This is a genomic window from Sphingobium sp. YBL2, assembly GCF_000943805.1.
GTDB classification, from domain to species: Bacteria; Pseudomonadota; Alphaproteobacteria; order Sphingomonadales; family Sphingomonadaceae; genus Sphingobium; species Sphingobium fuliginis.
In genome coordinates this window covers 1,565,001-1,577,808 of record NZ_CP010954.1, presented here as the reverse complement: position 1 = coordinate 1,577,808, position 12,808 = coordinate 1,565,001, and the positions used below count along the sequence as shown (strand labels likewise).

At 66.6% G+C, this 12,808-nt stretch carries 14 protein-coding genes (1 of these 14 running past the window's edge); 12 read left to right on the top strand and 2 right to left on the bottom strand.

The window, feature by feature from the left end:
• Positions 1 to 917: 917 nt before the first annotated feature.
• Genes TZ53_RS07335 through mtnA form a run of 5 tightly spaced genes read left to right on the top strand, consistent with a single transcriptional unit; the run spans position 918 to position 5,071 of the window.
• Complete coding sequence (locus TZ53_RS07335; RefSeq protein ID WP_238320142.1) at positions 918 to 1,544, top strand: methylthioribulose 1-phosphate dehydratase; 627 nt, start codon at positions 918 to 920, stop codon at positions 1,542 to 1,544.
• Positions 1,541 to 2,092 carry a 1,2-dihydroxy-3-keto-5-methylthiopentene dioxygenase gene (locus TZ53_RS07330; RefSeq protein WP_044660888.1) on the top strand — a complete coding sequence of 184 codons (552 nt, stop codon included), beginning with the start codon at positions 1,541 to 1,543 and terminating at the stop codon, positions 2,090 to 2,092. The genes TZ53_RS07335 and TZ53_RS07330 overlap by 4 nt, the downstream gene beginning before the upstream one ends.
• Positions 2,089 to 2,772, top strand: a complete 684-nt coding sequence (gene mtnC, locus TZ53_RS07325) for an acireductone synthase (protein ID WP_044660887.1) — start codon at positions 2,089 to 2,091, stop codon at positions 2,770 to 2,772. Before TZ53_RS07330 ends, mtnC begins: the two co-directional genes overlap by 4 nt.
• A complete protein-coding gene (mtnK, locus tag TZ53_RS07320) occupies positions 2,769 to 4,010 on the top strand; it encodes an S-methyl-5-thioribose kinase (protein WP_157009789.1) in 1,242 nt (413 codons plus the stop codon). The genes mtnC and mtnK overlap by 4 nt, the downstream gene beginning before the upstream one ends.
• Positions 4,007 to 5,071: an S-methyl-5-thioribose-1-phosphate isomerase gene (gene mtnA / locus TZ53_RS07315; RefSeq protein WP_044660885.1), complete on the top strand. Its 1,065-nt coding sequence runs from the start codon at positions 4,007 to 4,009 to the stop codon at positions 5,069 to 5,071. The genes mtnK and mtnA overlap by 4 nt, the downstream gene beginning before the upstream one ends.
• On the opposite strand, the gene TZ53_RS07310 is transcribed toward mtnA, so the two are convergent.
• A complete protein-coding gene (locus TZ53_RS07310) occupies positions 5,058 to 5,534 on the bottom strand; it encodes an Lrp/AsnC family transcriptional regulator (RefSeq protein ID WP_044662929.1) in 477 nt (158 codons plus the stop codon). The genes mtnA and TZ53_RS07310 overlap by 14 nt on opposite strands.
• Positions 5,535 to 5,686: 152 nt before the next feature.
• Between TZ53_RS07310 and TZ53_RS07305 the strand changes: the two genes are divergently transcribed.
• A complete protein-coding gene (locus TZ53_RS07305) occupies positions 5,687 to 6,538 on the top strand; it encodes an EamA family transporter (protein WP_439959205.1) in 852 nt (283 codons plus the stop codon).
• 33 nt (positions 6,539 to 6,571) lie between these two features.
• On the opposite strand, the gene TZ53_RS07300 is transcribed toward TZ53_RS07305, so the two are convergent.
• Positions 6,572 to 6,847, bottom strand: coding sequence for a hypothetical protein (locus TZ53_RS07300; protein WP_157009788.1), 276 nt, complete (start codon positions 6,845 to 6,847; stop codon positions 6,572 to 6,574).
• 61 nt (positions 6,848 to 6,908) lie between these two features.
• On the opposite strand from TZ53_RS07300, the gene TZ53_RS07295 reads away from it, so the two are divergent.
• The 6 genes from TZ53_RS07295 to TZ53_RS07270 all read left to right on the top strand — a co-directional run.
• Entirely contained in the window at positions 6,909 to 7,892 is a 984-nt protein-coding gene (locus TZ53_RS07295; RefSeq protein ID WP_044660882.1) for a YihY/virulence factor BrkB family protein, read from the top strand.
• Positions 7,893 to 8,034: 142 nt separating this feature from the next.
• Positions 8,035 to 8,526 (top strand): hypothetical protein, encoded by a 492-nt coding sequence (locus TZ53_RS07290; RefSeq protein WP_044660881.1) that lies wholly within the window; start codon positions 8,035 to 8,037, stop codon positions 8,524 to 8,526.
• On the top strand, positions 8,523 to 8,969 hold the full coding sequence (locus TZ53_RS07285) for a phage holin family protein (RefSeq protein ID WP_044660880.1): 447 nt from the start codon (positions 8,523 to 8,525) through the stop codon (positions 8,967 to 8,969). The genes TZ53_RS07290 and TZ53_RS07285 overlap by 4 nt, the downstream gene beginning before the upstream one ends.
• Positions 8,966 to 9,787 carry a DUF3618 domain-containing protein gene (locus TZ53_RS07280; RefSeq protein ID WP_044660879.1) on the top strand — a complete coding sequence of 274 codons (822 nt, stop codon included), beginning with the start codon at positions 8,966 to 8,968 and terminating at the stop codon, positions 9,785 to 9,787. The genes TZ53_RS07285 and TZ53_RS07280 overlap by 4 nt, the downstream gene beginning before the upstream one ends.
• A gap of 102 nt (positions 9,788 to 9,889) precedes the next feature.
• Positions 9,890 to 10,606: an HAD family hydrolase gene (locus TZ53_RS07275; RefSeq protein ID WP_044660878.1), complete on the top strand. Its 717-nt coding sequence runs from the start codon at positions 9,890 to 9,892 to the stop codon at positions 10,604 to 10,606.
• Between the two features lie 125 nt (positions 10,607 to 10,731).
• Positions 10,732 to 12,808, top strand: the 5' portion of a protein-coding gene (locus TZ53_RS07270) for a hypothetical protein (RefSeq protein ID WP_044660877.1). Its footprint extends 323 nt past the window's final position; the window shows 2,077 of its 2,400 coding nt (coding positions 1-2,077); the start codon lies at positions 10,732 to 10,734; the stop codon falls past the right edge of the window.

The window sequence follows — 12,808 nt, the reverse complement described above, 5'->3', positions numbered from 1 at the left end:
CAGCTCCTAATGGTGGATTTCGATGAGGCGAGTTATTTGATCGAGGTTTAGCGGCGACTGACGGCTGCTTTCTTAACACTGTGCATGGAGCCGTCATCCCGATTCTCACCTAAGTCGTCAGGCCGCAGCTAAACGCTGCGCCCGAATAGCAGATATCCGCAGTTTTCGTGGATTTTGGGTGTTGCAACAGGCACCACTTGCTCAGGATTGTTCAACTGAAAAATGGGTTAAAGCGCGCTGGAAGCGGTTATTCGGCAAGCGACCCTTATACGACATATGGCGCATGATTTTATCTGCCCGACAGCGGACGGGGAACTCTCGTTTTTCTTCGTCCTCGATGAACGCAAGGTCGTCTTTCAACCGATCGGCCTGGGTCTTTCCCCGTGGCTGCGTGTTGTTCGCGCATGACAACGGCAACCATGGAACGTTCGGGTGGCTGCGCCTGTGGCGCATTGAGGTTCATAGCCCGAGGTGACGCGTCACGTGTGGGCCTTTGTCACTGCCTTGTTTGTCATGGTGCCGAGGCAGATCAGGCTGACCTCGATCCCGGTGCGTCCCAATGTGCGATATTCCATTCCGTATCCCTATAGAAGCTGGCCTCCGCCCATTCTCCTTAGACGCTGGAGGCGGCAGGACACTCAAGATAATTTCATAAAGCGTTGAGCAAGCCTGTTTTCACGGTCGCCGGAGCTCAGCGGAACGGGAGAATGGCCGCGCGGCCGCCGATTGTTTCGCGCTGCGTGCGCTCCGGGCCGCGAAAGGACCGATTGCGGCCCTCCGTTCCGCCCGCTAAGATCCACAGGGTTCTTTGTCATCGAAGGATCACCGAACGCCCTTGTCCAGCCGGGACATCCGACAGGGATGACCGGCGCCGCGCCGAACCGCGCTTTTCTCCAGAGCTGGATATGCCCGCCACCGTGCCTGATTTACCTGATCCAGCGGATGCGCTTGCCAAGGCCGGTCGCCGCCTGGATGCCCGCGGCCTGGCGCCCGCGACCGCCGGCAATTATTCCGCCCGGCTGGCCGACGGGACGATCCTCATCACCCGGTCGGGGGCGCATAAGGGGCGCCTCGATGCCGCGCAGTTCATGCGCGTGGCGGCGGACGGCACGGCCATCGACGCGGGTCGATCCTCTGCCGAGACGTTGCTGCACTGCCTGATATATGCCGTCGATCCCGCCGCCGGGGCGGTGCTCCACACCCATTCCGTCGCCGGAACGGTCCTCAGCCGCGCGCTGACCGGCCGGGACGGGATCGCGCTGGCCGGATATGAGCTGCTCAAGATTTTTCCGGGCGTCGCGACCCATGAGGCGAGCGTCACCCTGCCACTGGTCGACAACAGCCAGGACATGCCCGCGCTCGCCGCCCTGCTGCGGCCGATATTGCTGGCGCAGGAGCGGCTGGTGCCGGCTTTCTACATTCGCGGCCACGGGCTTTACGCCTGGGGACCGACGCTGGACGCGGCCGAGGCGATGGTGGAGGGGTGCGAATTCCTGCTGGCCTGCGCCTGGGAAGAAATGAAGCTGAGGGGAGGGGGCCGATGACCAGTCTGATCCTATATGACGACAGCCCGCCGCATGGAGCGCAGGGCCGGTTGGACGATCACGGTGCGATCGCCGCCATCCTGGAGCCGACGGGCGTGCGGCTTGAGCGGTGGGAGGCGGGCGCGACGCTCTCGCCCGACGCGGCGGATGCCGAGATCATGGCCGCCTATGCGGAGGACATAGAGCGGCTGAAGGCGCGGGGCGGCTACCGGTCCTGCGACATCGTCAAGATGACCCCGGACCATCCCGACCGCGAAGCCATGCGTGCCAAATTCCTGGCGGAACATGTGCATGACGATGATGAAGTCCGCTTCTTCGTGGAAGGAGCGGGCCTGTTCTACATTCGCTTCGGCGGCATGGTCCATGCGCTGGAATGCACGGCGGGGGACCTGATCGTCCTGCCCGCAGGGACGCCGCACTGGTTCGACACCGGGGAGCGGCCGCGTTTCACGGCCATCCGCCTGTTCACGACGCCGGAAGGCTGGGTCGCGCGGTTCACGGGCGATGAGATCGCCCGCGCCCTCCCCCTCTATCAGGGGGCGGCATGAGGCCGGGCGCAATCGTCACCGACATAGAGGGCACCACGTCCAGCATCGCCTTCGTCCATGACGTGCTTTTCCCCTATTCCCGTGCGCGGCTTGAGCGCTTCCTCACCGATCGTCCCGACGCGGCGGCGGCGATATTCGATGCCGTGCGCGCGGAAGCGGGCACGAACCTGGACCGGCAGGCCTGCGTCGCCCTTCTGCGCCAATGGCATGATGCCGACCGCAAGATCGGGCCGCTCAAGCAATTGCAGGGCATGATCTGGGCGGACGGCTATGCGCAGGGGCATTTCACCGGCCATGTCTATCCCGACGCGGCCGAAGGGCTGCGCCGCTGGCATGACGCGGGCATTGCCCTGCATGTCTATTCGTCGGGGTCCGTGGCGGCGCAGAAGCTGCTCTTCGGGCATAGCGATCATGGCGACCTGACGCCGCTGTTCGCGGGCTATTTCGACACGGCGGTCGGCGGCAAGCGGGAAGCGCGCTCCTATTGCGCCATTGCCGATGCGCTGGACCGCCCGCCCGCCGAGATATTGTTCCTCTCCGACACGCCGGAGGAACTGGCGGCCGCGACGGAGGCGGGCCTTGCCGTGACCCTGCTGGCGCGCGACGGGGCGCCGGCCGACAGCCGCTTTCCCATAGCCGACAGCTTCGACGCCATCGGATGGCAGGAGGATCGCCGATGAGCTACACCGCCCTGGACGAACGCAGCGTCGGCCCCTTTCTGGCCGATATAGCCCCCATTGCCGAGCGTCTGGGCGGCAGGCCAGGCGATTGGACGATGGCGGAGGTCGGGGACGGCAATCTCAATCTCGTCTTCCTGGTGACCGGGCCGTCGGGGGGCGTCGCCGCCAAGCAGGCGCTGCCCTATGTGCGCATGGTGGGCGAAAGCTGGCCGCTGCCGCTGTCGCGTGCCTATTATGAGCGTCTCGCCCTGGCCGATCAGGCCGCCCATGCGCCTGCGCGCGTCCCCGCGCTGCTGCATCATGACGATGCCATGGCGCTCACGGTGATGGCGTTGCTCAAACCTCACCGCACCCTGCGCGGCGCGCTTGTCGAAGGGGAACGCTACCCGCTGCTTGCCAGTCATCTGGCCGAATTCCTGGCCGATACGCTGTTCTTCACCTCCGACCTCGCCGTGCCGGTGGCGGACAAGAAGGCGCGCATCGCCGCCTATCTGGGCAATACGGCCATGTGCCGGATCACAGAGGACCTGATCTTCGACGAACCCTATTTCGACGCGCCCATGAACCGTCATACCCGGGGGCTGGAGGACATCGTCGCCGCCTTCCGGACGGACGTGCCCCTCCGCCTTGCCGCGCAGCGGATGAAGGCGCGCTTCCTCGCCGCGCCGGAGGCGTTGCTGCATGGCGATCTCCACACCGGATCGGTGATGGTGACGGCGGACGATACGCAGGTGATCGATCCCGAATTCGCCTTTTACGGGCCGATCGGCTTCGATGTCGGCATGGTACTCGCCAATCTCTGGATGGCCTATCTCGCCCAGCCCGGCCAACGTCCGGCGGAGCGGCCCGACCCTTGGCTGCTGGACCAGTCCGAAACATTGTGGAAGGGCTTTGCAAAGCGCTTCACCGGGCATGGGAACGCCCTCGATCCCCAGGCGGACCATGGCGCGCTGCATGCGCTTGCCAAGGGCGATGCCGATCTGCGCGCGGCGGCGATGGAGGATGTGCTCGCCGGCATCTGGACCGACGCGCTGGGCTTTGCCGGTTGCGAGATGATCCGGCGCATCCTCGGCCTTGCCCATGTCGCTGATTTCGAAAGCATCGCGGATGAAGCCTTGCGCGCCGATTGCGAGCGCCGGGCGCTCCAGATCGCGCGCAGGCTGCTGGTCGATCGCGCCGCCTTTCCCGGCATCGCCGCCGTGTCGCATGCAATCCGGCTGGACAGGGCGCCCGCATGAGGCTGGAGGGCAGGGCCACGCGCTCCATATGGCTGGAGCCGGATGGATGGAGCGTCGGCATCTTCGACCAGCGGCGCCTGCCCTGGGCATTGGAGCGGCTGGTCCTGAAAACGCCCGGACAGGCGTTCGACGCCATAGCCGACATGGCCACGCGGGGCGCGCCGCTGATCGGCGCCGTCGCCGCCTATGGGCTGGCGCTGGCCTTGCGCGAAGACCCGAGCACCGCGTCGCTGGAGCGCAGCTTCGCCCATCTCGCCACGGCGCGCCCGACGGCGGTCAACCTGCGCTGGGCGCTGGAGAGGGTGCGGGCCGCCGTCGCGGAACGCCCGGCCGACGAACGGGCGGCGCTGGCCTATGCACAGGCCGCCCGCCTCTGCGACGAGGATGTCGCGGCGAACCGGGCGATAGGCGAAGCCGGCCTGCCCCTCATCCGGGAAATCGCCGCGCGCAAGGACGGGGAACCGGTCAATATCCTCACCCATTGCAATGCCGGCTGGCTGGCGACGGTGGACTGGGGCACGGCGACCGCGCCCATCTATCTCGCGCATGACGAGGGCCTGCCCGTCCATGTCTGGGTGGATGAGACGCGACCCCGGAACCAGGGCGCGCTGACCGCTTTCGAACTGGCGGGCCACGGCGTCCCGCACAGCGTCGTGGTCGACAATGCCGGCGGCTTGCTGATGCAGCAGGGCAGGGTGGACATGGTCATCGTCGGCACCGACCGGGTGGCCGCCAATGGCGATGTCTGCAACAAGATCGGCACCTATTTGAAGGCGCTGGCGGCGCAGGCGCATGGCATAGCCTTCCACGTCGCGCTTCCCTCCAGCAGTTTCGACCCCGCGACGCCGGACGGCGCGGCCGTGCCGATCGAGCAGCGTGCCTCCGACGAGATACGCTTCATCCCCGGCCCCGATGATCATGGCGCGCAGACCCGCGTCGGCATCACCGCATCGCCCGCCTTCAACCCGGCTTTCGACATCACGCCAGCCGGCCTGGTCACAGGCTATGTCACGGAAAAGGGCTTGATCAGGGGCGCGGCGGGCCTTCTCACGCTCCGTTGACCGGTACCGGGCTGAGCGGCTTGACCTCGCGAATGACGACCAGCGTCTTGAACGTGCGGATGCGGTCATTGGCGGCGAACAGGCGCTGCGCCAGATCGTCATAGCCCTCCATGTCGCGCGCCACGATGCGCAGCGCGAAGTCATGATCCCCGGTGACGTTCCAGGCTTCCAATATCTCGGGCTCGTCGCGGAATATCTCCATCATCTCGTTCATCGTGTGCGCGCTTTCGCGTTCCAGCGAGACGAGGACGATCATGGAGAGGGGCCAGCCCAGATTCCTCGGCCTGACGATGGCGATCTCGCGCTCGATCACCCCGATCGCGCGCAGCCGCCGAATGCGGCGGTAGCAGGCGGGCGGCGACAGGCCGACGGTTTCGGCGAGGGCGGAGACCGGTCGCTGCGCATCGGCCTGCAACAGTTCGACCAGTTTCCGGTCGAAGGAATCGAGGAGATCGTTTTTCATCGCCTTCAAAGAATAGGCGATAAATTTTATCGGAAAAGCGACAAAATCGAACGCACTTATCGCATGCGTTGCGCTAGCTATGCCGCGTCCGTCCATCCATATTCGAGTGTTGCATGTCCAGCGTTGCCGCGCCCCGCCCCCTTTCCACGCGCGTGGATCCTGTCGCCTTCGGAGCGCTCTCCCTCTCCCTATTGTCGGTCACTTCCGGCGCGTCGCTGGCCAAGCGGCTGTTCCCGCTCGTCGGGCCGGAGGGGGCGACGACGCTGCGCCTCATCGTCGGCGCCGTGATCCTGTCGCTGGTGTTCCGGCCGTGGCGGCTGGACTGGCGGGCGGGCTGGCGGCCGCTGCTGGCCTATGGCGTGGTGCTGGGCGTCATGAACCTCTCCTTCTACAATGCGCTGGCCTATATTCCCCTGGGGCTGGCGATTGCGATAGAGTTCACCGGCCCCCTGACGGTCGCCCTGCTCACCTCCCGGCGGAAGCTCGATTTTCTCTGGATCGGCCTTGCGGTGCTGGGCCTGGCCAGCCTGCTGCCGCTCTGGGGCGCGGCGTCCCAGCTCGACTGGCGCGGCATTGCGCTGGCGCTCCTCGCCGGCGCGTGCTGGGCCGGCTATATTCTGATCGGCCGGCATGCAGGCCGCATGCACGGAGCGGCCGCGTCCGCCGGCGGCATGATCGTCGCCACCCTGCTCATTGCGCCGGTGGGATTGGTCCATGCCGGTGCCGCGCTGCTGACGCCGCAGGCGCTGCTGCTTGGCGTGGCGGTGGGCATCGTGTCCAGCGCCATCCCCTATTCCCTGGAGATGGTCGCCCTGCCCAGATTGCCGTCCAACACATTCGGCATCCTGATGAGCGCGGAGCCGGCCGTCGGCGCGGTCATGGCGCTGATCCTGCTGGGCGAGGTGCTGACGCTGTCCCAATGGTTCGCGATCGGCCTCATCATCTGCGCGTCCATCGGCACGGCGGTCACCGCCCGGGCGGGGGAGGCGATGGAACAGCCCTGATCGCCCGGCGGCGCAACCGGAAGGGCGGCTGACCTATGTGACGCAAAGGCCGGGGCGACGATTGCCGTCACCGGCGGCAAGCCGATCCTGCAGCGGCGGCGCACCGCCATCGGGCACAGTGAGCGTCTGCCCGGCCAGACGCATGCGGAGATCGTGGGCAGCCTCGACGATGGCGAAGATTTGCAGGCGATGGCGATCGCAGCGCGCGGATGGAGGCCGCTGGCGCATCCCGTTGCGATCCGCAGCCTGCCGGGCCGGCGCGATGGCGGGCGAACAGGGAACCAATGCCGGGTGCGGTCCATTCCACATCCATGCACATCATCAGCAAAGCCGCCGCCATGCCCGCGACCGGATCGGCAGGAACCGGATCATGAGCAGGGGACGGGACGCGACCTCGCCCTGGCGGATGCCCGCAGGCGCGTGGAAGGACGTGCTCATGCGCACATGGAAGGAAAGCGCGGCGGACAATGTCGGGCTGGTCGCTGCGGGCGTGTCATTCTATGCCTTCCTGGCGTTGCTGCCCCTGCTCGGCGCCATCGTGCTGACCTATGGGCTGGTTGCCGATCCGCAGACGGTGACGCAAAACATGGCGGCGATGACGCGGGTCATGCCCACGGACATCGCCCGCTTCATCGGCGAACAATTGATGTATGTCGTCCAGACCTCCGGCGGGAAGAAGGGGCTGGGCGTGCTGGTGGCGCTGGCGCTGGCGCTGTTCAGCGCGCGCAATGGCGCGGCGGCGATCGTGACGGCGCTCAACATCGCCTATGAAGAGGAGGAGAAGCGAGGCCTGGTGAAGGTGAACCTGCTGGCGCTTCTGATCACGGCCGGGGCCGTCGCGATGGCCGTATTCGCTCTGCTGTCCATGACCGTCCTTGCCTATGTCGAGGCCTGGCTGCCGTCCTCGCCGGTCCTTGCCATGCTGTCCAGGCTCATGTCCTACCTCCTCCTCGCGCTGGCGGCGGCGGCAGCGGCGGCGACGCTCTACCGCTTCGGTCCGTCGCGCGACCGCGCTCGCTGGATGTGGCTGACCCCCGGTTCCCTGTTCTTCGCGGCGGCATGGGTGCTGCTGACGCTCGGCTTCGGAATATATGTGGCGAATTTCGGCAATTACGGGGCCACCTATGGATCGCTGGCGACCGTCATCATTTTGCTGACCTGGCTTTATCTGTCCAGCTACATCCTGATCTTCGGCGCGGAACTCAATTCGGAACTGGAGCACCAGACGGCGCGCGACACGACCGAAGGCGACGAACGCCCGCTGGGGCAGAGGAACGCCTGGGCGGCGGATCATGTCGCGCAGGGAACGCGGGCGAGCGAAGATAGACCAACCCAAGTTACCAAATTGGGTTAGTCCAAATCTTCGTTGCAGGATCATCGATATTCATGATCTTTTGACGGTCCATCCAAATATCGATTCACCGCAAATCAGGGAAAATGCACGGAACCGCGCCGGTTTCATACTGTTCATCCCGTACAGCCCAGGAGATGAACTTATGCAGACGCCATCCGATGATCGGAACGACTTGCGCAGCGAACTGCGCAACGATGCCGAAAACCTGACCAGTGCCGCGACCGACCGCCTCCATGAAGAGGTGGACGCGCGCAAGAGCCCGCTGGTCGATCAGGCCAAATCGGTCTCCGCCGCGCTCGACCGGGCAGCGGGCGAACTGGGCGAAGGCGCGATGCCGTCCTGGATCAGATCGACGATGGAACAGGGCGCGCAGCAGATGCGGCGCCTTGCCGAAACCATCGAGCAGAAGGACTCCCGGGAACTGGCGGGCAGCATCCGCCACCTGGCCCGCGACAATCCCGTGACCTTCCTGACCGCCTGCGCGGCGGCGGGATTTGCCGCCAGCCGCATCTTCCGGGCGGAGGCGGACGGCAGCGCCGCAGGTGCCGCCATGGCACCGCCGGCGCCCCAGCCGCAGCCCTATACGACCGTCACGACGCCCGTGTCGCCTTCCGGAACGGGAGGGGTGATATGAGCGACCCGCAACCGGACCGCGCCAGCGTCGCCGGAGCCGGCGGCGGCAGGGACGAGGACATAGCCTCGCTCCTCCGCGCGCTCATGGGGCAGGGGACACATCTGGCCGAACAGCAGATCGCGTTGTTGAAGGCCGAAGTGCGGGAATCCGCCACCAGCGTGAAGCTGGCCGTCGGCTCGGTCGCGGTCGCGGCCGTGGTCGGCATCGCCGGGCTTGGCGTATTGCTGATGGGCCTTGCCTATCTGCTGGCCGACGCCATCGACCATCTGGGCCTTGCTACGCTGATCGTCGGCATCGTCGCCCTGATCGTCGCCTTCATCCTCTATCGCGGGGCGCTGGCCAAGGTTCGCGCCGCCGAACTCGCGCCCGAACGCACGCAGCACATGCTGGAACGCACACCCTCCGCCCTGCGCGGCGACCTCAATCCGGAGCACAGACCATGACCGACACGCTTGACCGAGATCCCGACGCCATAGAGCGCGACATCCGCCGCACGCAGGAGGATATGAGCCGCACGATCGACAGGATCGGAGACCGGTTGACGCCGCGCAACCTGTTCAACGCCCTGCTGGACAAGGCGGATGAACATCATGTCGACGCCCGGACGCTGCTGGACGGCGCGCGGCGCAACCCCATCGCGCTTGGGCTGATCGCCGCCGGCACGATCTGGCTGATCAGCGACAAGGACTCCCCATTCCCCAGCTTCGGCTCCGGCACGGGCAACCGCCATGTCGATCCGCACCATCGCGATTATGTGGCCCATATGTCCGGCATCGAGATTCGCGATGGGGAAGATGCGATCGCCTATCAGCGGCGCCGCGACGCAGCACGCGCCAACTATCTGATGCTCGAACGCCGGCACGATGAGGATGAGAGCAGCTTCCGCCAGCGGCTCGACGACCTGACCGACAAATTCCGGGAAAAGCGCCATGCCTGGGCGCAGGGTTCGGGGCAGGCGCGCGACGCCGCCGGACATGCGGCCACGCAGGCCACCGAAAGGGCCCGCAGCCTTTATGACAACAATCCCTTCGTCGGCGGCCTGATCGCCGCTGCGGTGGGCGCGGCGCTGGGATCGGTGCTGCCGCTCAGCCGGACGGAACAGGAAAGGCTGGGTGCGCTGGGCGAGAAGGCGCGCGGCATGGCGGCCGAACAGAAGGACGCTTTGGCCGAAACGCTACGCGAAAAGAAGGACGAGCTTGTCGAGAAAGCGGATTCGACGCTCCAGCAGGGTGGACATTCGGCGCCCCGGCAACCCTCCTGACCGGGACGGGGGTGAGGCCGCGCCGCCACATGCGCATGATCTGCATCTGGCCGCGCGGTTTATGCACTCGCAAAACAGCCGCTTGATCTCCACATTGGCGCGATGAAAGTGTCGACCTTCGCCAGCGCTGAACCCGCCATCCTCAACCGCCGCCTGCCCGATCCGGTGCGGGCGGTGATTTTCGACATGGACGGCACGCTGCTCGATACCGAGGCGGAGCATCGGCGCACCATGGCGGAGGCGGCTGCCGCGCTGGGCTGGCCTTTTTCCGAGGCGTTGCAGCTTGCCATGGTCGGCATTCACCGCGATGCGAACCGGGTGATGCTGGCGGAGCATTTCGGCGCGGACTTTCCGCTGGAGCAGTTCTACGCCGACAGCGACCTGCTGTTCGAGGCGGCGTTGGAGGCCGCCATTCCGAAGCGGCCGGGCGTCGAACCGGCTTTGGCCGGGCTTGCCGCGGCAGGCATTCCCATGGCCGTCGCGACCTCGACCGAGGCGCCCCATGCCTGCCATCGCCTCGAAAAGGCGGGCTTGCTCGACTATTTCGACGTGGTTGTGACGCGCAACGATGTGGAACGGCCCAAGCCGCATCCCGAACCCTATCTGCTGGCGGCGAAGCGCCTGGGCGTGGCGGTTGCCGATGCGGTGGCGGTGGAGGACAGCTATGCCGGGGTGCGTTCGGCGGCGGCGGCCGGCATCGCGACCGTGATGGTGCCTGACCTGCTCCCGCCCACCGACGCGGAACGGGCATTGGTCGCGGCGGTGCTCCCCAGCCTGCACGACCTTGCCGCCATGATCCTGCTCTCGGCGAAGGGCTGACCCTGCTCGTCCCGCGATCCTGACCCTTCGTCGCAAAGCCGGTTGCGTCGCCCGCGCTCTTGGAATTGGGGAGCCGATGTGGGACAGCGGAATCTGGATCGCTGACAGGAAGATACCGGGACCTTATGCCGCTGCCTAGCCGATGGAAGATCCTGCCCTGGGCTTGCGGTGCCGCCGGCATCGCGCTTTCGGCCGCATCGGTGCGGGCGGCCGATCCCGCACCGTTCGAGCTTGGCGGGCCGGGTCTGCGCATCACGGTCATGCGGGGCAAGGACGTGCTGCCCATTGCGCAGGTGCCCAGCCTGGCCGAAGGCGACAGGCTGTCGATCGGGGCCGACCTGCCGGAGGACCAGGGCGCAAGATTCCTGCTGCTCTCCACCTTCCTGCGGGGCGCCACCAATCCGCCGCCCAAGGATTGGATCAAGTCCGCCGAAACCTGGAAGAAGAAGGGGAAGGACAACAGCCTCAGCCTGACCGTGCCGAAGGGCGCGCGGCAGATGACGCTGTTCCTGGTGCCGGATACGGGCGGCGCGGAAGGCACCATCGAAGATGCGGTGCGCGGCAAGCCGGGGGAGTTCATCCGCGCGACGCAGGAACTCAATCAGGCCTCGCTCGATCGGTCGCGGCTGGATGCCTTCATGGCGGCCATCCGGGCGCAGGAAAACACCCATCCCGAATATCTGCGTTCGGTCGCCCCTGCCTTGGCGCGCAGCCTGTCGATGAAGCTGAATGACGAATGCCTGTCCAAGGTGGTCGAGCTTCAGGCCAATTGCCTGCTGGAAAATCGCGAACAACTGGTGCTGGCTGACGTGCACAGCAGTTCCATTGCAGAGACCCTGACCGGCGCGCCCACCGATCTGGCGCTGCAACTCAGTTCCACGCGGGAGGCGGGCTATGGCTTCTACAGCCCCTATATCGGCGTGGTGCGCGATCTGGCGAAGATTTTCGGCGCGTTCAGCAATCCGGAGTTCGACTATCTGCCGACGCTCAGCGTCCGGCGAGACGATGCCGCCGCGCTGCTGCTCAACAAGGCGCCCTCGTTCCAGAAGCCCAAGTCGGTGCTGGTCGTCGGCATGCCCGCGATCGAGGCCGACAGCCCGCCCCGCCTGCGTAGCGCGGCCAGCGGCCCGATCTGCGCGGCGCGTCCCGGCGTGGTGCTTCCTGTCGAGGGCGCGCCGCTCATCTATTCGACCGCCTATGCGCGCAACATGACGGTGAAGCTGACGGCCGCCAGCGGCGAGACGATAGACCTGCCCGTGGAGGCGCGGGCGGACCGGGGCGGCTATGTCGTCAAGGGCAATGATCCGCTTCCTGCCGTCTTCAAGCGTACGGTGAAGGGGCATCTTTCCGGCTATTGGGGTTTCGAGCGGTTCGAAGGACCGGACTTCTCGCTGCAACTGCCCGGCGACGCGCGGTGGAAAGTGGCGGGCGAGGAACCGACGCTGGTGGTCGGTCGCGACAATGGCCTGACCCTGACCGGCGAAGCGCCTGCCTGTGTCGAAGGCGTGACCTTGCGGCAGGGGGACGGCGCGCCCCAGTCCCTGCCGTGGAAGGTGCAGGGGACGGACGCCCTGCTCCTGACCCTTCCGCTGGCCGACCGCAAGCCCGGCGACATCAGGATAGAGGTCAAATATCAGGGCGTCGCCACGCCTTCCGTCCTGTCGCTCAAGGCCTATGCCCAGGCCAGCAGGCTGGACGCGCTCAGCCTGCACGCCGGGGACAACAGCGCGGTCCTTTCCGGCCAGCGGCTGGATCAGGTTGCCGCGGTTGAGCTGTCCGGGATGGTGCTGGCGCCCGGTGAACTGGTGCGCGACGGGTCCGTGGACCGGTTGAGCCTCTTGGCGAAGGGCGAGGGCGCTGCTCTGAAGGCCGGCGATCGGGCGACGGCGCGGGTACGGTTGAAGGACGGCCGCTCCGTCGATCTGGCCGCCACTGTCGAGGAAGCGCGCCCCCGGCTGGCCCTGCTCAGCAGGAGCGTTTCGCAAGGTACGGGCGCGGGCCGCAGCCTCCAGCTTTCCGGGGAGGATCTGCTGCCCGACGACGGGAGGCTGGTCTTCTCGGTCCGGGCGGAACAGGGGGCGGCTTTCCGACCGGACGATGCGCTGGAGGTCGCTTCGGCGGATGGGGCGAAATCCGTCAGGCTGGGAAGCGCCAGCGGACTTCGGCTGTCCGGCCCGGATGTGATGGTGGCGACCCTGGACC